This window comes from Pseudomonas sp. G3-39 (genome assembly GCF_054790485.1).
Genome location: NZ_CP186497.1, coordinates 4,738,264 through 4,764,467 on the forward strand (window position 1 = coordinate 4,738,264; position 26,204 = coordinate 4,764,467).

A 26,204-nucleotide genomic window follows, 5' to 3' on the forward strand; every position below is an offset into this window, starting at 1 on the left:
TTCCCCGCACTTTTTTTTCCCCATCACCAACCACCGTCTAAGCTTCAGTCAAGTCCGATCAATCTGCGTGAATGGATCAATCGACTATGGGCGCTTTGTGGCAAACCGATTCGAGTAAAGCCGTGGTTCCGACTGAACGTGTGGATGAAGCGCCTGTCCCCCCAAAAAAACGCCGCAGCCGGCATGGCTGGAAGGCGTTCTGGTTATTGCTGCTGATTATCGCCATCGTGGTGGGTCTGGCCGCGAGCAAGGAGATGCGCACCTCGCGTTTCCAGTCCCGGGAGCTGAGTCAGTACGCCGCCTCGCTCAAATATCAGCTGGAGCCCGGCCCCAGCGAAGCGATCCGCTATCCGGGCAACGGGCCGTTCGATCTGCGTCTGGGCTACAGCTCTCTCGATGAATTCCTGCCACGCCTGCTCAAGCGCAATTATGTGATCACCGAACAGACGCGATTTTCACCCGCGCTGTTGAGCTACACCGACAAAGGCCTGTTCGTGCCCTATTCGGAAAAGATCCAGGCCGGGCTGTCGATCACCGATTGCCGCGCTGCGCCGTTGTATCAGTACAAGTACCCGCAGCAGCTGTATTCGAGTTTTGCGGCGATTCCGCCGGTGGTGGTCAGCAGTCTGCTGTTCATCGAAAACCGCTTTCTGCTCGACCCCAAGCAACCGTTGGCCAACCCGGCGGTGGACTGGCCGCGCTTCGGCATGGCCGCGTGGTCGCAAGTGGCGAAGTTGCTCCATCTGCCGGGGCAATCGGCGGGCGGCAGCACCCTGGCGACGCAACTGGAGAAGTACCGGCACTCGCCCGATGGCCTGACGGTGTCCGGCGCCGAGAAGATCCGTCAGATGATTTCCGCCAGCGTGCGTGCCTATCAGCCCGGCCCGGAAACCCTCGGCGCGCGGCAGAACATTATCCGCGACTACCTCAACAGCGTGCCGCTTTCCGCTGTGCCGGGGCACGGTGAAGTACACGGCATGGCTGAAGGTTTGCGGGTCTGGTACGGCAGCGATTTCAACCAGGCCAATGCACAGCTGAACAGCCCGGCCACCGATGCGAAAACCATGGCCGACAAAGGCCTGGCCCTGCGCGAAATGCTCTCGCTGATGATCGCCCAGCGCCGCCCTTCGCATTACCTGACCAAAGGCCGCGAAGAACTCGCCGACCTCACCGACAGCCACTTGCGCCTGCTCAAACAGGGCGGCGTGATCGACAGCGCGCTGGCCGATGCCGCACTGGCGAGCAAGGTCACTTACCGCGACTGGCAGACCCAGCCGACCCTTCAGCCGATCGAAACCAACAAGGGCATCAGCGTCGCCCGCAGCCGTCTGGCGAGTATGCTCAACCGTCCGCTGTATGACCTCGATCGCCTCGACCTCTCGGCCACCAGCACCTTGCAGGGCGAGTTGCAGACCCAGGCTACCGATTACCTGAAAAAACTCGCCGACCCCACGTTTGCCGGGCAGATCGGCCTGATTGGCGAACGCCTGCTCACCCCCACCAGCACCACCCAGGTGCGCTACAGCTTCACCCTGTTCGAACTGACCCCGGACGGCTCGCGAGTACGCGTACAGACCGACAGCACCGACCAGCCGTTCGACATCAACGAGGGCAGCAAGCTGGAGCTCGGCTCAACGGCGAAGATGCGCGTGCTGACTACCTACCTGCAGATCATCTCCGAACTGCACGACAAGTACGGCGCCATGAGCGTGCCGGAACTGAAGAAAGTCGAAGTGCCGGATCAGGACCGCCTCAGCCAGTGGGTGATCGATTACCTGATCCAGAACAAGGATCACGATCTGTCGAAAATGCTCGGCGCCGCGCTCGACCGCAAATATTCGGCCAGCCCCGGCGAGGCGTTTTTCACCGGTGGCGGCCTGCATGTGTTCCACAACTTTCGCAAGGAAGACAACGGCCGCCTGCCGACTCTGCGCGATGCGCTGCGCGAGTCGATCAACCTGCCATTCATTCGCCTGATGCGCGACGTGGTGCGCTACGTCACCTACTCCGGCCCCAACAGCAGCGCCGAACTGCTCAAGGACGACCGCGATCCGCGACGTCAGGAATACCTGGCCAGTTTCGCTGACCGCGAAGGCACCTCGTTCCTGCTCAAGTTCTGGAAGAAGTACAAGAACAAGGACACCCAGGCGCGCCTCGACACCTTCCTCGACAGCATGCGCCCGACCCCGATCCGCATGGCCGCCGTGCATCGTTATCTGCTGCCCAATGCCAGTCAGGAAGATTTCAACAGCTTCGTCCGCGCACACCTCAAAGGCGCCAAGCTCACCGAGAAACTCACCGACGATCGCCTGATCCGGTTGTACGACGCCTACGGCCCGGGCACCTACGATCTGCCGGATCAGGGCTTCATCGCCAAGGTCCACCCACTGGACCTGTGGTTGATGGGCTATCTGCTGCACAACCCGGACGCCACCTTCAGCCAGGTGGTCAAGGCCAGCCAGTTCGAGCGTCAGGAAGTCTATAGCTGGCTGTTCAAGAGCAAGCACAAGGGCGCCCGCGACAGCCGCATCCGCACCATGCTCGAGATCGAAGCGTTCCTGGAAATCCACCAGCGCTGGCAGAAAGTCGGCTATCCGTTCGACCATCTGGTGCCGTCGCTGGCCACCGCCATCGGCAGCTCCGGCGACCGCCCGGCGGCGCTCGCCGAACTGATCGGCACCATCCTCAACGACGGCGTGCGCATGCCGACCCTGCGCATCGACAGCCTGCACTTTGCTGCAGACACCCCGTATGAAACGCGTCTGACCAACGACCCGCATGTGGGCAAACGGGTGATGCCATCGGAGGTCGCCACAGCGATGCGCGAGGCTCTTTCACAAGTGGTGGACTCGGGTACGGCGAAACGGGTGTCCGGCAGTTTCAAAACCGCCGACGGCACCCCGCTGGTGATGGGCGGCAAGACCGGCACCGGCGACAACCGCATCGAAGCCATCGGCTCCGGCGGGCGGATCCTCAGTTCGAAGTCGATCAACCGTACCGCGACCTTCGTGTTCTACATCGGCAACAACCACTTCGGTACGCTCACCGCGTTCGTCCCTGGGCGCTCGGCGGAGAACTTCAAGTTCACCTCGGCGCTGCCGGTGCAAGTGCTCAAGGGCATGGCGCCGATCCTTTCGCCGTACCTGCAACCGGGCACACACACGATGTGCCAGGCGCCGGAGGTCACCGCCGCCCGCTAAGCCACGAAAGCAGCGTGGCGTGGTGGTAACTGTGTATTTTTCACTCCGTGTTTTTCGAAGCCTCCGCGCGTAACCCCGGCGCTTTCAACCGGGTATTTGCGCTTTTTTCACCCACTGTCCTTGCCTAGGCTGATCGTTCCATTTTTGATCAAGGACGATCCAGCAATGCCCACCCTTTCCCCGCAGGGGCAACCGCCACGCACGGCGCACCTCGTCTCACCGGATGTCAGTGTTCATTATCAGACGATCGAAAAAGCCATCCCGGCCTGGCTGCGCGCAAGCTCAGCAAAGCGGGTCAATGAATTGCAGCTGCACCGACTGAAACTGCCGGCCTGGTATCAAGAGGTATCGGACGCCGAACATCGGCGTCTGCAACAGCAGATGCAAAATGCCTGGAAAGCACAAAACGACGTGGACAAGGCCTTGAGCAGTCTGCAAGACGTCTACGCCTTCGCCAAACCGTTATTACAGCAGGCACTGCAACAGCGCTTCGGTGTCGAAGACGACGTCGAGAACACCTGGCTGCGCCTGTACGCCCCCGTCAACAGCGCGTGGTGGGCCCATGACTTTGCCGGTGCAACCACCAGCCGGACCGTCTCGCTGCTCGACGCTGCATTGCATAATTTCTCCCGCGATGAAGCGTTCAGCCCGGCCTCGGAGTTCATTACCCGCCCCGATGCCAACGGCCACTTCACGGTCAGGCCGCTCAAGCACAAAGTGAGTATCGAGCAGTTCAAGTCACTGTGCCGCGAGCTGAATATCGGCGCCCGATACGAGCAGCATCTCAATGATTTTCTGCGCTCGGGCAACCGTGTGGCCCGCCAGGTTTTGCAGTACCGGGTCATCTTCAGTCAAAAAAGTACATTGAGCGTCTGTGCCCAGTTGGCTCTGGCAAAAAAGGACATTGACCGCGACGCCTACGAGGTCATTCAGGGCATGCTCGATGACCGGCGCAACCTGCGCTGGCGCGGGCGTGCCATCAACTACTACAACCTCGCCATGATGGATACGGCGCTGACCGGTATCACCCTCATCGCCCCCGACGTGGACACCGCCAACGCCCCGGTCCCGGTGATTGCCTATGTGCCCCATGACCCGGAACACCCGCTCAAACAATACCCCTCGGCGCTGGACTTCATGGCGGAACTGACGCGGCAACTGCGTGACCGCGACGCTACCGGCAGCTATCAGCGGTTTTTCAGCCAGTTCGTCAACCATCAGCAGCGCGGGCATTTTTTTGCAGGCTTGAACGCCCGCCTGAGCACCGTGAAATGGCACGCCGTACCGCCGGGAACCCACCTGCCCAGTTGGCGCGAAACGCCTGTGGATCACCCCGACCTGCGCTTTCGCCTGACGAAAGTCCAGGACGACCGCGATACCCGCTACACCGGCAGTCTCTGGGCTTACTTCCATCAGCAGAAGCTCAACAAGATTTTCAATGACGCCCGGGAGATCGCCATTTCCACCGAGTATGCCGACCGCATGGCCCGTTGGGCCTGGTGGGACAATCTGGGGAAAATCCTCTCGGATATTTTCAACGTGGCGCTGCTGGTGGTGACCCCGCTGGTGCCGGGGCTCGGCGAATTGATGCTGGCCTACACCACGTATCAACTGCTCGACGGCGTCTTTGAAGGCATCGTCGACATGGCCGAAGGGCATTTGGCCGAAGCGGGTGAGCAAGCCATTGGCGTGCTGCAAAGCATCGTCCAGCTCGGCGCCTTCGCCGCTGGCGCCAGCCTGGGACGTGTCGCACGGGTCAAGCTGTCGTCGTTTGTCGAAGGCCTGAAACCGGTGCAGTTGGCCGATGGCCAGACCCGCCTGTGGAATCCGGATCTGGCGCCCTATCGCCTGCCGGAACAGACCCTGCCGAGCCCGGCCCGCCCCGATGCGCACGGCGTTCATACGCTGGGGGACAAACACCTGTTGCGCCTGGATCAACACCTGTTCGAGGTGACCAAGGATCCGGCTTCCGGGAAACACCGCCTGCGCCATCCGCGACGTCCCCGGGCCTACGCACCGACGCTTGCGCACAACGCCGACGGGGCCTGGGTCTGTGAAACGGAAAACCCGCGTCTGTGGGACGGGCGAAAACTGCTGCGGCGCATCGGCCATCGCACCGATGGTTTCAGCGACGCGCAACTGGAGCACATGCGCCTGCTGACCGGCACCGACGAGGACATGCTGCGCCGCATGCACGTCGACAACACCCCGCCGCCGCCATTGCTCAGCGATACGCTGGATCGACTTGGCCCGGCGCGGCCGGTGCAGCCCGACACGCCACTGTCGCCGGCGGCCAGCCAGGTGCTGGTGGATTGTCCACAGTTGACGCCGGTTCTCGCCGAACGGGTGGTGTCTCATGCCCGGCCGCTGGAACAGCAGCAAGCCACGGCGCAACGTCGTTTGCCCTTGCGTTTGCGCACGACCGCCCGCGAGGTGCAGTTTGAATTGCAGTCCGTGCGCGCCGCCCAAGGTCTGCAGCAGGAAGCCCTGAGCAATATCGACAGCGAACGGCTGATCCTCGGCGCGCTGCGGCATTACAGCGATACCTTCGGGGCGCTGCGGATTGAAATCCGTGAAGGCACGTTCGATGGCGAGTTGCGTTGCGAAGCCGGTGCCGCGGTCGCCGAGCGCGTCCGGGTGCTGGTGCGGGTCGCTGCCGATCGCTATCAAGTGCGCGATGGCGCGGACCTGCCGATCCACCCTGCCAGTGGCCTGTACGAGGCAATCCTGCAGGCGATCAATCACGATGGCCGCAGTGCCCTGGGGTATCGAACCGACGACATCGAACCGTTCAAGCAGTGGATCATCGCCAGAACCCAGGCCCCCAGCGAGCGGCGCACGCTACTCGCCAGTCCGCCGATCCGCCCGATCGCTGAATACAACACCCTGTTTCTGGTGCGCGGCCCGGGCCTGAGCCGCAATGCCGCCACGCTGGAGCAACGCATCCAGGATCTGCATCCGCATTTCAGCCCGAGCGAGGTCGAAGCGTTTGCCAATGCCCTGACCGAACGCGGCGAGCCGCTCAAGGCCATCGAGGCACATGAAGACGAACTCGATGAACTGCGGGTCATCGTCCATCGCTGGCGCTATCAGCAACCGCAGACCTGGGGGCCGGGCAGTCAGGGGTTCCGTGACGGTGGCGGGCTGCATATCTACGAAAGTCTGCTGGACTGCTTCGAACGCAAGAACGCGCACCTGGGCAACCGCGCCGATCCGTCCGCCTATGCGCTGGATCTGTCGCGGGAACTGCTCTCCACGAATCTGGAAACCTGGTGGGCGAAACGTCCACCGCTGAAGAAGTTTCTCGACAAGGTCACGCTGCTCAATCTCGACAACGCGCGGTTTTCCCCCGACGCCAACGGCCTGCTCAAAGACTTTCCGAACGTGGTCGAGCTGAGCGCCAAATACTGCGAGCTGACGCGCTTGCCGGACCGCATCGGAACCACAATGCGCCGCCTCGAACGTCTGCGCCTGAACAACAACCACATTGTGCTGGACCGCGCCGCCGTCGAACGGCTGGGCAGCCTGACCTACCTCGAAGTGCTGAGAATGGACGACAACCCGCTGGGGCTGTCGCCTGATCTGTCGCGCATGCCGCGCCTCAAGGTGGTGGCGCTGAAGAACACCGGCCTGACCAGCTGGCCTGACGGCATTCTGGCCAAGCCACGGCCACGCGGTTTGCTGCTCGATCTGCGCGGCAACCCGCTGACGGTAATCCCCGACGTGCCGAGCGGTTCCGATGCGCAATGGCTGGTGGCGCGCACGCGTCTGGACGTCGCCGCCCTGTCGGACCTCAACCAGTTGCGTTACCAGGACAGTCGCCGTTCGATGGCACTGCCACCGGAGCCGATCATGCCGGTCGCCATCCCGGGCACCTCGATCATCTCCAACTATGGCGCCGACTACTGGTCCGACGTGCCGGGCTGGGGCATTGATCGCGAAACACCGTGGACAGAGCTGGTGGAAGATCCCATGGCCGCACCGTTCATGGCGACGTTGCTCAGCGTGCGTGAGTTTGCCGATTTCCGCGCTGGCGGAACGGCGCGCGAGCAGTTGATGCAACGCGTCTGGCGCATGCTCGACGCCGTGCACGTCGACAGTCGCTTGCGCGAAAAACTGTTCACCATGGTGGTGGCGCCGGTGGACTGCGCCGATGCCGGTACGCAGCTGTTCAACCACATGGGGGTGAACGTGCTGGCCTACGAGGCGCATGCCTATTCGGTCGAGCCGAAGGAACTGGAACTGAAGCTGGTGACGCTGGCCAAAGGCGCGGCGCGCCTGGAACAGGTCAACGAAATCGCCCGGGCCGATGTCGCCAGCCGTGGCGGCAATCCCGACGACGTGGAAGTTTATCTGGCCTACCAGACCGGCCTGGCCAAACGTCTCGGCTTGCCCTGGCAGTCCGAGGGCATGCTGTACCGGGCGGTGTCCGGCGTCACTGACGCGATGATCGATCAGGCCTGCGACACGGTACTGGCGCTGGGTGAAGGTGATGGCCTGGTCAACCAGATGCTTGAGCTCGACTTCTGGAAAGAGTATTTGAGCGAGCGCTATCCCGTGCGCCTGGAAAGCAACAAGCGTCTGTTCCAGCACCGCTACGAAGCCCTTGAATCGCTGCGCGAGATCCAGCGCCAGTGGGTGCAATCGACCGTGGCCGAGGAACGCGCAGCCTTGCGCGAACAGCTCAAGACGTTGATGAACGATCTGCCGGCGCCGGCAACCGTGGTGTTCAATGAAGAACCGATCAGCGACGCGCTGTTCGAGCGGCTGCTGGTCGATCTGGCGGATGACGAAAAAGAGCTCGCGCGTCGCCTGACCCGTGAAGCCCTGACCCGCGCCGGGCTTTGATAACGGCGTGCCGGCCTGCCCGTTGCACATCGGGCAGGCCGGGCAACCTCAGGGCGCCGCCGCATTGAAGATCAGGTGCACGTTGCCATAGTAATTCCCCGGCTTATAGCCGCCGGCGGGCGTGATCGGCTGGATCTCCAGCGCATAACGCCCGCCGGCCCTGGCCTGCTCCGCAGAAACCACCTGACGCGGCGTCTCGTGAGTCAGCACGGTATCGGCGAAGCTGACGCGCAGATAAATGTTCTGCTCCTCGCGACCATTGGACAGAAACGCGGCGTTCTCAAGGCGGGCCTCGATGGCACTGGTGTCGTGCCTGAGGTCGAAGTGTTTGCGCATTCCGCCGAGGCTCTTGGTGCTGATATTCCACGGCAGAATCTGCGCACGATGAATCCAGTCCGTTTCGGCCGGTATCACATAAAAACCCAGCGTCGGAATATCCACCGACACCTCGAACCGATGCTCTTCGCGTGCCGCAAACGATTCTGCACTGAACAGGGTCAGAACGCCCGCGCACAGAGTCATCAACGATGGCTTGATCATCTCAGGCCCCCCCTGATGATTGGCCGGCTACGCGCAGGGACTTCTTGCTGTCGCCCTCCACCAGATTGAAGCGGTATTCACGTCCGGCCTGCTTGTCGAACTCAAAACTGTTGCCAGCGCGGATGTGGTGTTTGGTGGTCGGCTGGCAAGCGGTTTCGTCTTTCAGCGCACAATTGCGGAACTCGTCAATCAACACCACGGTGTTGCCGTTATTGCGCACTCGATACGTCGCCGGTGTCTCTTCGATCACGCTGTCGAAACGGCTGTCTTTCGGGCGCACAAAGAACACCGTACCGAAACCGGTCATGACGTTGACCCCGGCCGAAAGCGTGGTTTTGTATTGCTCACGCTCTTCGGCGGACACGGCGAATTCGTCTTCCTTTTCCGGGACAACGGGGATGAACCGCACGCGGAAATAGCGTTCCCGGTCACGCTCGCCCATCATCAACAGACGCGTACCCTGCATGCCGTTGGCCGGCACGATCAGCCGCGCGGGGCTGGCCATCAGGCCGTCTCGACTGCTCATGTCGGCCTGGCTCCTGACCTCGATTTCCCGCGAGGTGCCGTCGGCGTCGTAGAGGATTTCGAGGATGTTGACCTTGACGAATGCGGTGCTGTCGCCGCTGTTGAACACCCGCTTGAGGTACGTGCTCTTGTCGCCGTCGAGATAGTCGTAGACCGTCCCGACATTGATCTGCGGGCCGGCCTGCAGGGCAAAGGGCAGCCCGCTCAAAAACATTGCTAACACCAGACGCTTCATCACCTTGATTCCTTGGTCGTTGAACACAATGCAGAGTCGACTCATCGATACGCAGCCCATCAGATATCCGAGTCCCAGATCACAATGACGATGCCGGAATACGAGCCTCCCGCACCGGGTTGCAGCATCCCGGCCATCGAATATGGCGGAACTTCGAAGTGCAGGGTTCCCGGCGTTCGATCCACGTAGAAACCCGGTTTGAAATACTGCTCATTCCCTAGTCCTGGCCTCAGTCGCAAGCGCCTCACAGGCTGGCCGGCAAGGTCGGTTATCCCGTTGGGCAGGCTGACGCTGACGAACAGCTCCACTCGACGGTTAGCTTCACGGTCCTCCAACGCGCATTCACCATTCAATCCTGGGCCGCAGCCTATCGACATCTTGAAACGCGATGACGCCGAGATGTTGAAGGTCTGGTCGCGGAACAGCCCGACCGGCCGCCGTCCGGCCTGCAGCCAGCTCTGCCAGCCACCGACGGGGACCATGCGGATCTTTTCACCACCGGGAGGAATTTCAACCTTGAGGGTGTGCTGCACATTCAGATTGAAATTCAAGGTCAGAGACGAACTCGACGGCAACATCACATCGCCAAAATCGAAATCCGCATTCGGCCCGACGCGGTAGGTCAGCGAACCGCTGTAGTCCCCCGACGACATGCCCAGCGGGTCGGGGGTGACCAGTTCATAGGCAAAATCGAGGTGTTCCAGACGCAACCACGGCACATCGAACTTCGCCTGTTTGGTACAGGCAGCGGCCGCTGGCGTTTTCCAGAAAAACGAGTATGAATCGGGGGAGTACCAACCCACACCGCTGTACTGACAGGGTTCGGGTGCATAGACCCAACTCAAGCCCCACAACAGGTTGTGGGCGCTGCGATCGTCTTCGGCGCCCTCCACCAGTTTCATCACGTTCTCGGTCACATAGCGCGAACCGATACCGACGATCCGCACCTTGACGATTTTTGGCTCGCGGGTGGTCTCGTGATAGACCGTCAGCTCACGCCACTGCACGGGTACCTGAAACGTTGCCCCTTGCCGCGGCGAAGGATGATTCGCCGCAATCGGCGCACGAGCGTTGAACTGAATCGGCACCTGCAAGCTGAATATTTCGTGCTGCTCGCACTGCGCCGGATCGTAGGTGCAGTAACCACTGGAAGGCGTGGTGTTCTGGAACTTGTTGCGGTGCGGATAAGAAGAGTCCGGCTTGAACTCGGCGGTGATCGACACCTGTTCGGCGTGAGCCGCAGATACCGTGCCGGCGACCAGCACAACAGCGGCCAGCCCGCGACGCAGGTATGTAGCCAAGGGTGAGACGTTCATGTCTGCAAATCTCCTGAAGCAGGCCGCATCAACCCGCGGTGTGGGCCTTTTGGGTGACGTCGGCCAACGTGTCCGGCGAGCAGCGCAAATCGCCGATCATCAGTACGTTGTTTTCGCTACGGTGTTGGTCGGGGTCGAGCCGGAACTGGCACAGCAGTTGATCGGCGTAGCGCACTTCGAGGGTCGGTGAACCGGCGTGCATCTCCATCGAGAAAAACCCGTCGACTTCGCTGACCCCGCGACTGGCGTGATTGATCACGTGATGGCCTTTGAGCGGCTGGCCCTGGGGGTCGAGCAGGCGTCCAAGTACGGTGACGGTTTTCATCACCCGCACCTTGCGGTACTCCACGCCGCCCTTGTTCAGGTGATAGCGGGCGCGAGACGGTTCGATGTTGGCGGCCGGAACGTGATTGCCTTCGAAATCGAAGCCCACCGAACTGTTGCGGTACGCCGTGAGCGGGATGAAATTACGCCCCGGCCGCAGCGCTGAACTGCCGCCGCTGAGGTCGTCGGCGCGCAGGGTGACGTCGGCGATATCCGACTCGACATCGACGATCATTCCGGCGCCACGGCCCTGATGCTGGCTGGTCATGACCAGTTGCTGACCGCCGACGATCACGCTGCTGTCGAGGTTAACGCCACCGGTGAAGTTGCCGTTGTAGGACGAGCGCTGCACGAAGCCGTCGCCATTGACCCAGTCGGTACGGAAGTTGGCCAGGCTCGAAAGACCGACGCCATAGGTGTCGGTCAGCGCCGTGACCGAAACGCTTTGCAGAATGTGATTCTGCAGATCCTTGCGATAGCCGATCGAGCCGTTGTTGTCGCGCCCGCCATCGCGGGCGGTGCGGCTGCCGATGCTGCCGGAAATCTGCTGCCCCGGCCCGCCCAGCGCCATGTTGATGCTCAGGTCGATCCCGCGATTACGCGCCTCGCCACTGCTGTAGCTGCCCGGCCGGTCGAACAGCGACAGCCGCCAGTTGGCATCGCTGCCAAACAGCTCGGTGCGTTGCGTCCAGCCCAGGTCCATGCCCACGCCTTCGACGTTGCCGGTGCTGTGCGAGACCCGCGCACTCAGCGAATCCTTGCGGCTGATACGGTGGTTGAGCGCCAGCGACGAGTTACTGGTTTCGCCGGTGAACACATTGCGCTGCCGCACCCGGGTACCGTCGGGCAGCGTGTCGTAACTGTTGCGGGTGTCGAGCCAACTGCGGTTGTGGCTGACCACCAGGCTGCCGGCGCCGTAGTTGTACAGGCCTTGCACATCGGCGCCGGTGCCGTGGTCTTCGGTCTGATAGAGATTGGCGAAGAGGCTGATGCTGTCGGCCAGGCTCCAGTCGATCGAAGTGCCGTACTGCAAAGTGTCGCGTACCTGACGCGCCGACAGGCCGAGGATCACCCGCGGGTGCAGCAGGTAGTTGAGCGCGGCGCCGGCGGTGAGATCACCGCTTTGCTGTTCCTCCCAATTGCTCAGCAGTTTGCTTTCCTGCCCGGCGAACACGTTATAGCGCCAGCGCTGGTCGAGGTTTTGCCAGTTCACCGGTTTGTAGACCAGCTCCTGTGTGGTCGCGGTGGTCTGGCCATCCTCGATCAGGCGCACTTCGACTTCGTAGATGCCACCGGGCAAGGGCCGGGTATCCAGCGTCTGTAAACCGGCCGGCACGGCTTGCGTGTTGATCAACAGGCCATCGCGATAGATCTCCACCGACGCCTGGCGATTGGCCGTGACGAAAATCGGGTAGACGCTGGGCCGCGGGCTGTCGACCGCCAGGCTGTCGGAGCTGCCATACATCACGCCCACCGCCGTATCGGGGCTGGTGCCGAACGACCGGGGTTGGCGGGTCAGGCCTTCGGAATTGGGGGTGAAATAGCCCAGGCGGAAAAAACTGCCCTGCAGTTCGCGCTGGGTGTAGAGCTCATGTACTGCATGATAGGTCTTGGTGTCCGGCCCGCCGAGGCGCGCCAGTTGCATATTGAAGGCCTGGCTCCAGTTGCCGAGGCTGGCACTGGCTTCCAGACCGAAACGTCCGCCCAGATCCTGGTTCTGGCCGCCATTGAGGTTCAACTGATTGCGCAGCATCAGACCGCTGCTGCCACCCTCGGGCTGCTCGTGGAAGCGTTGCGTCTGCAGATCGCGCTCGGCGTTTTCGGTGGCGATCGAGAGCAGTGAATTTTCCAGGTTGTAATGCACCGCCAGCAGTTGCTCGGGGCATTGCCCGCTGCAGTTGCCAAGCGCTACGCCGGATTTGAGGAGACTGGCCCAGGTTTCACGCTCGGCGGCACTGATACGACTGTCACTGGTGTCGGTGAAGTCGAGCAAGGTAATGCGATCATCGCGCGACAATATAATCATTGCCTCGCCCAGCGGTTGTTGATCAAGTTCGACACGAACCGCCAAAGGCACATCAAAGAAATGCTCTTCAAAGTCTGCCGGAAGACCTTTCGCCTGAGCCAGCAAACTTCGCGGGGTATTATCGACTGGAGGCGGCGCCGCCAGTACGCTGCTGCTCAAAAGCAAGGCAAGCGCAGCCGCGATGGGCGTCATCGGATACATGAATTAATACTCTGATTACCGGAAGTAAAAGCCCGGCCGGGCAACTTCAAAGTTGCCGGCCGGTTACGTTACTGGACAAGTAACGTCAGGTATTGCCGTTATGACTCAAACCGAAGGTTCGACGACCAGCATGACCACACCGGTGTAGTCGCCAGCGGCCGGTTTGGCACCGGTAGCGCTGATCTTGAAGGGCGCGCGATAACGCGTATTGGACTCGGTATCACCCACGACTTCCTGCGAAGTGGTGGTCAGCGTCTTGCCGTTGAGTTCGACTTTCAGGTCGATGGTGTTGCTACCGCCAATCAGCTTCGGCACACCTTCCAGACGTGCATGAACCTTGCCGGCCGTGTGCAGCACGTCGAAGTGCCCGTTGACTTCGCGCATAGAATTGGTGGCCGGGTTGTAGCTCATGTCCTGATCCTTGTTGACCAGATCGGCATCCACCGGCACCGCATAGAAGTCATCAGCCGGTACGTGCGCCACGAGACTGATGGAGTGCTTGGCTTCAGTGGCGGCAAACGCCATCGAGGCGCTCATGGCCAGGACAGTCAGAGGGGCGGCAAAGGCGAGTTTCTTGAGCATCATTGAATACCTGTCTTATATAAATTAGTTGAGTCGTCGAGCAGTCAAGGTGAACTGAACAGTCACGAGCAGTCAGTACTCACCGTTAACTTTCAACGCCGAAGAATGTTCAACCAATTTATCTTCAAAGTAAGCAGGCAACGTCCTGCGACCTTGTAGCCTGGACGCTATTAGATGAGAAAGAAAAAACCGCGAAATTCAGGAAAGTTCCCGTCCAACTGTAAGATACAGACTACAGCGCGCCAGCCGAATGACTGCACGCGCCACAACTTCACAGCAACTTCCGTAAGACATGTACCACACTTTCCCGGAAACAAAGGGCGAAACGGAATATTAGAGAATCTGCACTAATCTGCGCCTTTGCCGGGGGATTTAATACTGCGTTTTCTTGATCATTTTCCGGTTTTTTCGACCGCAGATTCGATCGGTCAGGTGAGCGCCGTTGGTCAGGAACCCTTGTCAGCGCGTAAAGATATATCTTAAGTTGTATCTAAACACGACGAGAGAGCAGGAAAATGAGAGACCATCATTCCCCCCATCATCACCGCGAACACGGCGACGGCCGTGACGGCTTCGAAAAACGCCCCGGCCGCGAACGCGGTGGACGCGGCCCACGGGTCTTCGCCCCCGGTGATCTGAAATTGTTGCTGCTGGCGCTGATCGCCGAGCAGCCGTGCCACGGCTATGACCTGATCCGCCAGATCGAAGGCATGTTCGACGGCGCCTACAGCCCAAGCCCCGGCGTGATCTACCCGACCCTGACCTTCCTTGAAGAAAGCGACTTGATCAGCGGCGACGCCGAGGCCGGCAAAAAACGCTACAGCGTGACCGACGCCGGTCGTTTGTCCCTAAGCGAACAAGCGGTAGCGCTGGACGGCGTGCGCATGCGCATCGACGTCAGCAAACGCTCGTTGCGCGGCCATGACCGGCCGCCGGAAATCCACGAGGCAGTGCATAACCTGCGTCACGCCCTGCAACTGCACCATGGACGCTGGAGCGTGGAAGAAATCCAGCGGGTTGCCGCGTTGCTCAACGACACCGCCAAAGCCATCGTCGACGGCCCTGCCGTTCAATCTGCCCCGGAGAAAGCCGAATGACTGCAGTCGATACCCAAACCATTCACCGCGTGATGCACGAAATCAAACGCCGCAAACTCGAAGTCCTGCGCGTGGTCGACCTGACCCCGCGCATGCGCCGCATCACCCTCGGCGGGCCGGAACTGGCCGGGTTCATCAGCCTGGGCACCGACGATCACGTGAAATTGCTGTTCCCGCAGAATGCCGAACAAACCGCTGCGCTGGAGACCATGGTGCTCGGCGCCGGCAAGGACAACGGCCCGCTGCCCGAGATGCGCGACTACACCCCGCGCCGCTACGACCTGGAAAAACTCGAGCTGGACATCGACTTCGTCCTGCACGGCGACGGCCCTGCCTCGACCTGGGCTGAACAGGCCAGACCCGGGCAATTCCTGCACATCGGCGGGCCACGCGGTTCGATGATCGTGCCGGACATCTTCGACAGCTACCTGCTGATCGGCGACGAAACCGCCCTGCCCGCCATCGCCCGCCGCCTCGAAGGTCTGGCGGCGAATCGCAAGGCGCTGGTGGTGATCGAAGTGGAGAACGGTGCCGAGCAACAAGTGCTGGAAAGTAAGGCGCAGGTCAATGTGATCTGGGTCCTGCGCGACGGGGGCAAGGACAACCTGCTGACCACGGTCAAAGAGCTGCAGGTGCCCAAGGGCAATCTGTATGCATGGGTGGCGACCGAGACCAAGGTTTCGCGACAGATTCGCCGGGTGCTGCTGGATGAGCATGGACTCAATGAGCAATTCGTCAAAGCCGTCGGCTACTGGCGCGCTGAGGGTTCCGCAGAAGAGTGATTTGCCCTTGTGGGAGCGGGCTTGCTCGCGAATGCGGTCGATCATTCAACCATGATGTTGACTGACCTGACGCCTTCGCGAGCAAGCCCGCTCCCACATTGACCTTTTAACTTCGTCCTGACTGCCAGCGGTCGATCCCGATCACCAGCAAACCAATCAGCACAAACCCCACCAATATCCCCCCGGCATTGATGAACACCTGTGTATAACCGAGCATTGCCACATCAATGAACGGATACGCGTAGGCGCCAAGCAGATGCCCGCGCAGCAAGGCGTAAACGAAGTACACGAGCGGATAGATCAGCCACAGCGGCAGGTGCCAAAGGCGCAACGTGCCTTTGGGTACGCAAAACCACCAATAGCCGAGAAACAGCAGCGGCATCACGTCGTGCAGCAGTTCGTCAGCGACAAACTGCCAGCCCTGCGGGTGCCACAAATGCCGCAGCAAAATGCTGTAGGCCAGCCCCACCACAGCAATGCTAACTGCCACCCCGCTACTGACCCACGGTTGCAGAAACCAGCGCTGCGCAGCGGATTCACGCCGGGTGACCGCGCAGGTCAGCACCGTTGCCACCAGCGTGTTGGTCAACACCGTGAAGTAACTGAAGAAACTCACCAGCCCGCCCAGCAGGCTGGCGTCGACACTCAGCCGCGCAAGGAAAATCAGATACAGCTGAATACTCAGCCCGGCCCAGCCGAGGCTGGCGATGACAGTGATCAGGCGTCGCCGCGCAACGGCGTCCATCTCAGACCGGTCGCTTGGTGCGCATCAGTTTCACGTACAAGCGCTCGACCTTCTCCCGCGCCCACGGCGTTTTGCGCAGGAAGGTCAGGCTCGACTTGATGCTCGGATCGCTCTTGAAGCAGCGGATATCGATGCGCTCGGCCAACCCTGACCACTCGTAATGCGCCACCAGCGCATTGAGGATCTGTTCGAGGGTTACGCCATGCAGCGGATCGGGAGTGTGGTCGTTCATGCCAGGCCTTTGGACGGAGGGAAAATGCACAAGCCGCGCACCTTAGCCGAGGGGCCGGTCAGGTGGAAGGCCTTGGATCAAATGTAGGCCAACCCGAGAAGATCGCAGCCTGCAGCCATCGCCACAATGCGCCCGTTTGCCGCACTGTTACCGAATCAGAAATGCTGCATGTCTGCAAAAGCCCTTTGTCTTTTTGTTACAGATCATTATCCTGCCGCCCTTCAGCTGAATCGCTTCACTGCCTGCGTCAAATTGAAGCGCTCGGTTTACCCCCGTAAAACACCAAAAAAAGACTGACCCATGCCTGATTTTTCCTTCTCCCGAGACAGCGCTATCTCAGCCCTGCGCCTGCTTGGCGGCTGCACCGCGCTCGGCTTCGCCACCTACGCCCAGGCGGCCCCCGCCTTCGACAGCGACTCACCGTGGATGCTCGGTGACTGGAACGGCACGCGTACCGAACTCGCGGAAAAAGGTTACGACTTCAAACTCGATTACACCGGCGAAATGGGCAGTAACCTGCACGGCGGCTACGACCACGATCGCACCGCGCGTTACAGCGACCAGTTCGGTCTGGGCACGCACCTGGACCTGCAAAAAATCCTTGGCTGGGACGACGCCGAGTTTCAGCTGACCATCACCAAGCGCAGCGGCAACAACATCAGCAACGACCGGATCAACGATCCACGCGTTGGCGGCTTCACTTCGGCCCAGGAAGTCTGGGGCCGTGGCCAGACCACGCGCCTGACGCAGATGTGGTACCAGCAAAAATTCTTCGACCAGAAGCTCGACATCAAGGTCGGCCGCTTTGGTGAAGGCGAAGACTTCAACAGCTTCCCGTGCGACTTCCAGAACCTGGCGTTCTGCGGCTCGCAGGTCGGCAACTGGGTCGGCGGCATCTGGTACAACTGGCCGGTCAGCCAATGGGCGCTGCGGGTCAAGTATCACCTGACCCCAGAGTTGTACGCGCAGGTCGGCGCCTACGAGCAGAACCCGTCAAACCTCGATCGCGGCAACGGCTTCAAACTCAGCGGCAGCGGCACCCAGGGCGCGGTGCTGCCAGTCGAACTGGTGTGGACGCCGAAACTCAATGGTCTGCCGGGCGAATACCGCGCCGGTTACTACTACAGCAGCGCCAAGGCCTCTGACGTCTATAAAGACCAGAACGGCCAGCCTGCTGCACTGAGCGGCGAAGCCTACCGCAGCGCGTCGAGCAAACACGGCGTGTGGTTCGGTGCCCAGCAGCAAGTCACCAGCCTCGCCAGCGATCACTCGCGCGGCTTGAGCGTGTTTGCCAACGCGACGATGCACGACAAGAAAACCAACGCGATCGACAACTACGTGCAGGCCGGCGTGGTCTACAAAGGCCCGTTCGATGCCCGCGCCAAGGACGACATCGGTTTCGCCCTGGCTCGCGTGCACGTCAACCCGGCTTTCCGCAAGAACGCCGAAGCGAGCAATCAGGCGCACGCCGTCTACGACTATGACGACCCGTCCTTCCTGCCGCCGCAGGACACCGAATACAGCGCCGAACTGTATTACGGCGTGCACGTCGCCAACTGGCTGACCGTGCGCCCGAACCTGCAATACATCCGCCATCCGGGCGGCGTGAACAATGTCGACGACGCCCTGATCGCGGGGATCAAGATCCAGTCGTCGTTCTAAAGCACACCGAAATACTCAATGTGGGAGCGAGCCTGCTCGCGAAGGCGGCGTGTCAGTCGATGCATCAGCCTTCTGATACACCGCTTTCGCGAGCAAGCCCGCTCCCACAGGGGGATTTATGAAATTCGTTAGCTACACAAGTTTTATCTGAACCATACCTGTGCCCAATCGTCATCTAAAGTGACTACAGCGCGGGACTACATAAACGTCACGGAGAATCACACTATGAGCACCGAAAGTGCTTCGAGTCGGGGCCGTCTGCTACCGAGCCTGCTCGGCATTCTGCTTCTACTGATGGGCCTGGCCATGTTGGCCGGGGGAGTCAAGCTGAGCATGCTCGGCGGCTCGCTGTACTACCTGCTGGCCGGTATCGGCATCGCGCTGAGCGGCATTCTGTTGCTGTTGCGTCGTCGTGCAGCGCTGGGCCTGTACGCCATCGTGCTGTTCGCCAGCACGGTCTGGGCCCTGTGGGAAGTCGGTCTGGACTGGTGGCAACTGGTACCGCGTCTGGCCCTGTGGTTCGTTCTCGGCCTCGTGATGTTGCTGCCGTGGTTCCGTCGTCCGCTGCTGCTCAATGGCCCTGCGCCGATGGGCACGGGTGGCCTGACCGTGGCCGTGGTGCTGGCCGGTGTGACTGCCCTGGCCAGCCTGTTCACCCACCCGGGCGAAACCTTTGGCGAACTGGGCCGCGACACCGCGGACATGACCAGTACCGCACCGCAAATGCCTGAAGGCGACTGGCAGGCCTATGGCCGCACCGAATTCGGTGACCGCTACTCGCCGCTGAAGCAGATCACTCCGGCCAACGTCGGCAAGCTGCAAGAAGCCTGGCGCATCCAGACCGGCGACCTGCCAACCGCAGATGACCCGGTCGAGCTGACCAACGAAAACACCCCGCTCAAAGCCAACGGCATGCTCTATGCCTGCACCGCGCACAGCAAAGTGCTGGCGCTGGATCCGGACACCGGCAAGGAACTGTGGCGCTTCGACCCACAGATCAAGAGCCCGGTCGGCTTCAAGGGCTTTGCCCACATGACCTGCCGTGGCGTGTCGTACTACGACGAAGCCGCTTACGCGAAAGCTGATAACGCCGCCTCGGCCGTTATCTCCGAAGCCGGCAAAGCCGTTGCCCAGGCCTGCCCGCGTCGTCTGTACCTGCCAACCGCCGATGCACGCCTGATCGCACTGAACGCCGACACCGGCAAGATCTGCGAAGGCTTCGGCAAAAACGGCGTGGTCGACCTGACCCAAGGCATCGGCCCATTCACCGCCGGTGGCTACTACTCCACCTCGCCAGCGGCGATTACCCGTGATCTGGTGATCATGGGCGGTCACGTCACCGACAACGAGTCGACCAACGAGCCATCGGGCGTAATCCGCGCCTTCGACGTGCGCGACGGTCACCTGGTGTGGAACTGGGACAGCGACAAGCCGGACGCCACCGAGCCATTGGCCCCAGGCGAAACCTACAGCCGCAACTCGGCCAACATGTGGTCGCTGGCCAGCGTCGACGAAAAACTCGGCATGGTCTTCCTGCCACTGGGCAACCAGACTCCAGACCAGTGGGGCGCTGACCGCACTCCAGGCGCCGAGAAATTCAGCGCCGGCATCGTCGCCCTCGACCTGGCCACCGGTAAAGTGCGCTGGAACTACCAGTTCACCCACCACGACCTGTGGGACATGGACGTTGGCAGCCAGCCAACCCTGCTCGACATGAAAACCGCAGACGGCGTGAAACCGGCGCTGATCGCCCCGACCAAGCAGGGCAGCCTGTACGTCCTCGACCGTCGTGACGGCACGCCGATCATCCCGATCAAGGAAATCCCGGTTCCGCAAGGCGCCGTGAAAGGCGATCACACCGCACCGACCCAGGCCCGTTCGGACCTCAACCTGCTGGCCCCGGAACTGACTGAAAAAGCCATGTGGGGCGCCAGCCCGTTCGACCAGATGCTGTGCCGCATCCAGTTCAAGGAACTGCGCTACGAAGGCCAATACACGCCTCCGTCGGAACAGGGCAGCCTGATCTATCCGGGTAACGTCGGCGTGTTCAACTGGGGCGGCGTCTCGGTCGACCCGGTTCGCCAGATGCTGTTCACCAGCCCGAACTACATGGCCTTCGTCTCGAAAATGGTGCCACGCGAGAAAGTCGCCGCCGGCAGCAAGCGCGAGAGCGAAACCGCTGGCGTGCAACCGAACACCGGCGCGCCATACGCGGTGATCATGCACCCGTTCATGTCGCCACTGGGCGTACCGTGCCAGGCCCCGGCCTGGGGCTACGTCGCCGGTATCGACCTGACCACCGGTAAAGTCGTGTGGAAACGCAAAAACGGCACCAGCCGCGACAGCTCGCCAATCCCGATCGGCTTCACCTTGGGCGTACCAAGCATGGGCGGTTCGATGGTCACTGCAGGCGGCGTCGGCTTCCTCAGCGGCACCCTCGACCAATACCTGCGCGCCTACGACGTGAACACCGGTAAAGAACTGTGGAAATCGCGTCTGCCTGCCGGCGGCCAAGCGACCCCGATGACCTACACCGGCAAGGACGGCAAGCAATACGTGCTGCTCGTTGTTGGCGGTCACGGCTCGCTGGGCACCAAGATGGGTGACTATGTGATTGCGTACAAACTGCCGGAATAAGTTTCAGCGGCGGTAAAGGAAAGGCGATGTTCCGTGAGGGACATCGCCTTTTTTGTGCACATCGATGTTGAATTCACCCCAAACACTGTAGGAGTGAGCCTGCTCGCGATAGCGGTATTTCAGTCAATACTTTCGGTGACTGATTTACCGCTATCGCGAGCAGGCTCACTCCTACAAAGGAAGGTGTTCCTCCTACAGAAGCGCGTTGTGAGCGGGAGATTTCCGACAGGATGCGTCGGTTGTGCCTCGGAAGTCGGCTGGATAGGCTCTGGTGGTCGCTGGAAATTCAGCGACCGGGCGTCGCGGCCTGATAACTGATGCATAATCGCCAACCTGACAGCATCTCGGATGCCTGTTGGTTGTGTCATGGCGGCTGTGCGCGGGATACCTTCTTTGGGGGTATGCCGATTCCTCAGTTATCGGTCCGCGAACCCGCGTACAGCTGCCACCTCAGATTGCGTCGCGGCAATTGAAGGTAGCTCCACTTCACCAACTGAGAATTCACCATGATCAAACCCACACCCAATCCCCCAGAAACCTCGCCCTACGAATCCCTCGATTCCAGAAAACTCCACGACGCCGCCGAGCGTGCGCTGGATCACTACCTGAAACCCTCCGCCGCCGCGGTGAGATTCTACAAACCCAGCAGCATGTTCCAGGTCGCCCCGGACATGGACAACGAAAGCCTGCTGGTCCACGCCTGCGAATCGCTGGCCCAAGCCAGCCTCATGACCAGCGACATCGCCGCGTACATCGACATCCCGCAGCGCCGGACGATACTGGCCATTCAGCAAATCATCATGCTCGCCGAACTGGCGGTGAATCGGGTGCTGGATAATGTGGAAATCACCCAATCTGCGGCACACAGCTGAGCCATAGTGGGAGCAGGCTCACTCCTACAGTTTGAACCCGGTGCATTCAGGTAGAGATTGGTCGGCTGTCAGGCCGCCATCGCCGGCAAGCCAGCTCCCACAGTTTTGATTTGTGTATGCCCCATGCGGCGCAGCCGCCCCACTCAAAACAATGAGCGCAAGCTCGAGTACCGCTCTTGATCTTGATCCACGGGCGACGTCGGAAGGCTTCGTTCCGGGATTGATCCGGGGGTGGGAGCGCAGCGACCGTTTGGCGCAGCCAAACACAGCGAGAGGAGGTGCAGCGAAGCAAACCGGAGGCGCTGCCCCACGGATCAGTCCCGCAGCGAAGGAACCCCGAGCCCCAGCGAGCGGGCCGAACGCAGGAGCAAGCCTTTTCGGTTACCTTTTCGGCGTCTGGAAAAGGTGACTCGCCGTAAGGGCGAAACCGCCAGCCGCCACACCCAAAAAAACGGATAAACACCCAAAACCCCATGAACATGGTCGGCCCAAAGGCCGCCAAGTCCAAAGCGTGACGCCTGTCAAAACCCTGAACGCACAAGCAGAAACACCGCCCCCCATTGAAACCACCCAAAGCCTGCCCCATCTAAGACCCATACCCCATTGCGCAGGTGCCCCATGAGCGACCAGCAAGAATTCCCGGACAACCCGGACGACTACACCGAAGCAGAACACATCGAACACACCTCATCCGGCAAAGGCCTGGCCCTGCCCGGCCAGAACCTGCCGGACAAGGTCTACGTCATCCCGATCCACAACCGCCCGTTCTTCCCGGCCCAAGTGCTGCCGGTCATCGTCAACGAAGAACCCTGGGCCGAAACCCTCGATCTGGTGAGCAAATCCGACCACCACTCCCTGGCCCTGTTCTTCATGGACACGCCCCAGGAAGACCCGCGCCACTTCAACACCGGCGCCCTCCCCGAATACGGCACCCTGGTCAAAGTCCACCACGCCAGCCGCGAAAACGGCAAACTGCAGTTCGTCGCCCAGGGCCTGAGCCGCGTGCGCATCAAGACCTGGCTCAAACACCACCGCCCGCCGTACCTGGTGGAAGTCGAATACCCGCACCAGCCGACCGAGCCGACCGACGAGGTCAAGGCCTACGGCATGGCGCTGATCAACGCGATCAAGGAACTGCTGCCGCTCAACCCGCTGTACAGCGAAGAGCTGAAGAACTACCTCAACCGCTTCAGCCCCAACGATCCGTCGCCGCTGACCGACTTCGCCGCCGCCCTCACTTCGGCGACAGGTAATGAGCTGCAAGAAGTGCTCGACTGCGTGCCGATGCTCAAGCGCATGGAAAAAGTCCTGCCGATGCTGCGCAAGGAAGTCGAAGTCGCGCGCCTGCAGAAAGAGATCTCCGCCGAAGTGAACCGCAAGATCGGCGAGCACCAACGCGAGTTCTTCCTCAAAGAACAGCTCAAGGTGATCCAGCAGGAACTCGGCCTGACCAAGGACGACCGCAGCGCCGACCTTGAACAGTTCGAACAACGCTTGGAAGGCAAAGTGCTGCCGGCACAGGTGCAGAAACGCCTCGAAGAGGAAATGAACAAACTGTCGATCCTCGAGACCGGCTCGCCAGAGTACGCGGTCACCCGCAACTACCTCGACTGGGCGACCTCGGTGCCGTGGGGCGTGTACGGCGAGGACAAACTCGACCTCAAACACGCGCGCAAGGTGCTCGACAAACACCACGCCGGCCTCGACGACATCAAGGACCGCATCCTCGAATTCCTCGCGGTCGGTGCCTACAAAGGCGAGATCAGCGGCTCAATCGTGCTGCTGGTCGGCCCGCCGGGCGTGGGTAAAACCAGCGTCGGCAAATCCATCGCCGAATCCCTCGGCCGACCGTTCTACCGCTTCAGCCTCGGCGGCATGCGTGACGAAGCCGAGATCAAGGGCCACCGCCGCACCTACATCGGCGCGCAGCCGGGCAAACTGGTGCAGGCGCTGAAAGACGTCGAAGTGATGAACCCGGTGATCATGCTCGACGAGATCGACAAGATGGGCCAGAGCTACCAGGGCGACCCGGCCTCGGCGCTGTTGGAAACCCTCGATCCGGAACAGAACGTCGAATTCCTCGACCACTACCTCGACCTGCGCATGGACCTGTCGAAAGTCCTGTTCGTGTGCACCGCCAACACCCTGGATTCGATTCCCGGGCCGTTGCTGGACCGGATGGAAGTGATTCGCCTGTCGGGCTACATCACCGAAGAAAAAGTCGCCATCGCCAAGCGCCACCTGTGGCCGAAACTGCTGGAAAAGGCTGGCGTGTCCAAGGGCAGCCTGAGCATCAGCGACAGCGCGCTCAAAGCCTTGATCGACGGTTACGCCCGTGAGGCCGGGGTGCGCCAGCTGGAAAAACAGATGGGCAAACTGGTGCGCAAGGCGGTGATGAAGCTGATCGACGACCCGAAAGCGGTGATCAAGCTTGGCCCGAAAGACCTCGAAGCCTCGCTGGGCCATCCGGTGTTCCGCAATGAACAAGTGCTGTCGGGCACCGGTGTGATCACCGGTCTGGCCTGGACCAGCATGGGCGGCGCGACCCTGCCGATCGAAGCCACGCGGATTCACACGCTTAACCGGGGGTTCAAACTCACCGGACAACTGGGCGATGTAATGAAAGAGTCGGCGGAGATCGCCTACAGCTACGTCAGCTCGCACCTGAAACAGTTTGGCGGCGATGCGAAATTCTTCGATGAAGCCTTCGTCCACCTGCACGTACCCGAAGGTGCCACACCGAAAGACGGCCCGAGCGCCGGCGTGACCATGGCCAGCGCCCTGCTCTCGCTCGCCCGCAATCAGCCGCCGAAAAAAGGCGTGGCGATGACCGGCGAACTGACGCTGACCGGGCATGTGCTGCCGATTGGCGGAGTGCGTGAGAAGGTGATCGCGGCGCGGCGGCAGAAGATCTTCGAACTGATCCTGCCGGAGCCGAACCGGGGCAACTTCGAGGAGTTGCCGGATTATCTGAAGGAAGGCATTACCGTGCACTTTGCCAAGCGCTTTGCGGATGTAGCGAAAGTTTTGTTCTGATTCAGACATTGGTCGTTATCAATCAAACAACGATAACGACCAATACTTCTTCGCATAGCCGTGCACTTCTTAATTGCCAAGCGATATAAAAAACTGACATTTCTGACAGTTCCGAAGTTTTCTATCTTGAATAAGCTCTACCTTGTTTCTCCCCCCAGGTTAGACACAGGAGCTTCAAGATGAATAATTCAAAAGATGCAAGGGCGTTTGCTCGCGGTATTTTGACAGCCTACATTCCAGAGGACGTCAACTTCTCGACCGATAAACTAATCATAAGTACTCATAAAGAAACCCTAGCCCTGGAAGGAATCTACCACCGTACTGACCAACCGAACTTTTCAAGAAACGTCAGGGTTTTCCTGACAAAAAAAGACCAGAAGTATCCGGACAATGGCTGGCATAACTTTCCTGCAGAAAATATCAGAGTCGGATATGACGGAAATTTTAACGCCGATTTTTTTAGGACCATTCCGGGAGAAGGCGTTATTTTTCTCAACCTTGACCCTGCCACCCATTGCTACTCCTATGCTATGGATATAAGTTTCACAAAAGAGGGCAGTAACGAAAGTTTTCATGTTATCTGCTCATCTACAATGATCCATCAATAATCTGCTGCTGATCAAAATCAGCATTTTTGCATCGGCCGACGCTACGTTGCCGGATTATCTGAAGGAAGGCATTACCGTGCACTTCGCCAAGCGCTTTGCGGATGTGGCGAAAGTGTTGTTCTGACAGTTATCCAGAGCCTGACACGCCGCCTTCGCGAGCAAGCCCGCTCCCACAGGGTTCTGTAGTGAACACAGCATTTGTGGTCACCACACAACTACTGTGGGAGCGGGCTTGCTCGCGAAGGCGTCTGTGGCAACACCGCAGAACCGCCTGACCGTCACACTTTGTCTCATCTTCAGTTATGCTCGCCGTTCGTCGTCAACGCCGGAGCCACTGAGCCTATGTCCGCCACTCGCCTGTTTGTCCCTCTCGCCCTCTCTTTGCTGGCCGCCTGCGCCACGCAGCCAAAACAGAACGTGACCGTGGAAAACCAGAGCGAATGCCCCGTGCGTCTCACCAACGGTCAAAATCTGATCGTGATGCTGCCGAGCAACCCGACCACGGGCTATCGCTGGGCAATTCAGGATTCCGCCGGCGGCGTGCTACATGCACTCAGCCCTGAGGTTTACAGCAGTCCGAAAGATTCCGGCATGGTCGGCGCGGGCGGTTTTTCCACCTGGCGCTTCCAGGCCTTTGCCACCGGCAACGGCCGCCTGCGCCTGACCTCGCAGCAGCCGTGGGAACCGGAAGTTGAACCGGCAGAAACCTTCGACTGCGCCATTTCGGTGAACTGAT

Annotated in this window: 17 protein-coding genes and 1 pseudogene; 11 read left to right on the forward strand and 7 right to left on the reverse strand. The window is 60.6% G+C overall.

What is annotated here, in order from left to right; all coding sequences use genetic code 11:
• Window positions 1–86 precede the first annotated feature (86 nt).
• Window positions 87–3,200: a transglycosylase domain-containing protein gene (locus ACOYXG_RS21280; protein WP_097086093.1), complete on the forward strand. Its 3,114-nt coding sequence runs from the start codon at window positions 87–89 to the stop codon at window positions 3,198–3,200.
• Window positions 3,201–3,365: 165 nt separating this feature from the next.
• Window positions 3,366–8,048: an NEL-type E3 ubiquitin ligase domain-containing protein gene (locus ACOYXG_RS21285; RefSeq protein WP_460353839.1), complete on the forward strand. Its 4,683-nt coding sequence runs from the start codon at window positions 3,366–3,368 to the stop codon at window positions 8,046–8,048.
• A 48-nt stretch (window positions 8,049–8,096) separates the two neighbouring features.
• On the opposite strand, the gene ACOYXG_RS21290 is transcribed toward ACOYXG_RS21285, so the two are convergent.
• The 5 genes from ACOYXG_RS21290 to ACOYXG_RS21310 form a co-directional block, all read right to left on the reverse strand.
• Entirely contained in the window at window positions 8,097–8,588 is a 492-nt protein-coding gene (locus tag ACOYXG_RS21290; protein ID WP_096795545.1) for a CS1 type fimbrial major subunit, read from the reverse strand.
• A 1-nt stretch (window position 8,589) separates the two neighbouring features.
• Entirely contained in the window at window positions 8,590–9,348 is a 759-nt protein-coding gene (locus tag ACOYXG_RS21295) for a pilus assembly protein (RefSeq protein WP_096795544.1), read from the reverse strand.
• A gap of 59 nt (window positions 9,349–9,407) precedes the next feature.
• The gene (locus tag ACOYXG_RS21300) at window positions 9,408–10,664 is read right to left on the reverse strand and encodes a hypothetical protein (RefSeq protein ID WP_460353842.1); all 1,257 of its coding nucleotides are present in this window, start codon (window positions 10,662–10,664) and stop codon (window positions 9,408–9,410) included.
• Between the two features lie 28 nt (window positions 10,665–10,692).
• A complete protein-coding gene (locus ACOYXG_RS21305; protein WP_460353845.1) occupies window positions 10,693–13,215 on the reverse strand; it encodes a CS1-pili formation C-terminal domain-containing protein in 2,523 nt (840 codons plus the stop codon).
• Between the two features lie 105 nt (window positions 13,216–13,320).
• Window positions 13,321–13,797 carry a CS1 type fimbrial major subunit gene (locus ACOYXG_RS21310; protein WP_027612105.1) on the reverse strand — a complete coding sequence of 159 codons (477 nt, stop codon included), beginning with the start codon at window positions 13,795–13,797 and terminating at the stop codon, window positions 13,321–13,323.
• 515 nt (window positions 13,798–14,312) lie between these two features.
• Here ACOYXG_RS21310 and ACOYXG_RS21315 point away from each other — a divergent pair.
• Window positions 14,313–14,894 (forward strand): PadR family transcriptional regulator, encoded by a 582-nt coding sequence (locus tag ACOYXG_RS21315; RefSeq protein WP_183783956.1) that lies wholly within the window; start codon window positions 14,313–14,315, stop codon window positions 14,892–14,894.
• Window positions 14,891–15,676, forward strand: coding sequence for a siderophore-interacting protein (locus tag ACOYXG_RS21320; RefSeq protein ID WP_460353848.1), 786 nt, complete (start codon window positions 14,891–14,893; stop codon window positions 15,674–15,676). The genes ACOYXG_RS21315 and ACOYXG_RS21320 overlap by 4 nt, the downstream gene beginning before the upstream one ends.
• 106 nt (window positions 15,677–15,782) lie before the next feature.
• Here the strand turns inward: ACOYXG_RS21320 and ACOYXG_RS21325 are convergent, their stop codons facing one another.
• Together ACOYXG_RS21325 and ACOYXG_RS21330 are read right to left on the reverse strand one after the other, a co-directional pair.
• Entirely contained in the window at window positions 15,783–16,421 is a 639-nt protein-coding gene (locus ACOYXG_RS21325) for a Pr6Pr family membrane protein (RefSeq protein WP_097086104.1), read from the reverse strand.
• A gap of 1 nt (window position 16,422) precedes the next feature.
• Window positions 16,423–16,653, reverse strand: coding sequence for a VF530 family protein (locus ACOYXG_RS21330; RefSeq protein WP_027612109.1), 231 nt, complete (start codon window positions 16,651–16,653; stop codon window positions 16,423–16,425).
• A 300-nt stretch (window positions 16,654–16,953) separates the two neighbouring features.
• Between ACOYXG_RS21330 and ACOYXG_RS21335 the strand changes: the two genes are divergently transcribed.
• The 7 genes and pseudogenes from ACOYXG_RS21335 to ACOYXG_RS21365 all read left to right on the forward strand — a co-directional run bounded on the left by ACOYXG_RS21335 (window position 16,954) and on the right by ACOYXG_RS21365 (window position 26,203).
• Window positions 16,954–18,315 (forward strand): carbohydrate porin, encoded by a 1,362-nt coding sequence (locus ACOYXG_RS21335; RefSeq protein WP_183783950.1) that lies wholly within the window; start codon window positions 16,954–16,956, stop codon window positions 18,313–18,315.
• A gap of 225 nt (window positions 18,316–18,540) precedes the next feature.
• Complete coding sequence (locus ACOYXG_RS21340) at window positions 18,541–20,952, forward strand: glucose/quinate/shikimate family membrane-bound PQQ-dependent dehydrogenase (RefSeq protein WP_460353852.1); 2,412 nt, start codon at window positions 18,541–18,543, stop codon at window positions 20,950–20,952.
• Window positions 20,953–21,458: 506 nt separating this feature from the next.
• A complete protein-coding gene (locus tag ACOYXG_RS21345; protein ID WP_460353855.1) occupies window positions 21,459–21,824 on the forward strand; it encodes a DUF6124 family protein in 366 nt (121 codons plus the stop codon).
• A 618-nt stretch (window positions 21,825–22,442) separates the two neighbouring features.
• Complete coding sequence (gene lon, locus ACOYXG_RS21350; RefSeq protein ID WP_097086111.1) at window positions 22,443–24,860, forward strand: endopeptidase La; 2,418 nt, start codon at window positions 22,443–22,445, stop codon at window positions 24,858–24,860.
• Window positions 24,861–25,039: 179 nt separating this feature from the next.
• Window positions 25,040–25,468 (forward strand): hypothetical protein, encoded by a 429-nt coding sequence (locus ACOYXG_RS21355; protein WP_027612114.1) that lies wholly within the window; start codon window positions 25,040–25,042, stop codon window positions 25,466–25,468.
• A 46-nt stretch (window positions 25,469–25,514) separates the two neighbouring features.
• Window positions 25,515–25,592 (forward strand): annotated as a pseudogene (locus ACOYXG_RS21360) (hypothetical protein); the annotation flags it as partial.
• A gap of 218 nt (window positions 25,593–25,810) precedes the next feature.
• The gene (locus ACOYXG_RS21365; RefSeq protein WP_096795534.1) at window positions 25,811–26,203 is read left to right on the forward strand and encodes a protease inhibitor I42 family protein; all 393 of its coding nucleotides are present in this window, start codon (window positions 25,811–25,813) and stop codon (window positions 26,201–26,203) included.
• Window position 26,204 lies beyond the last annotated feature (1 nt).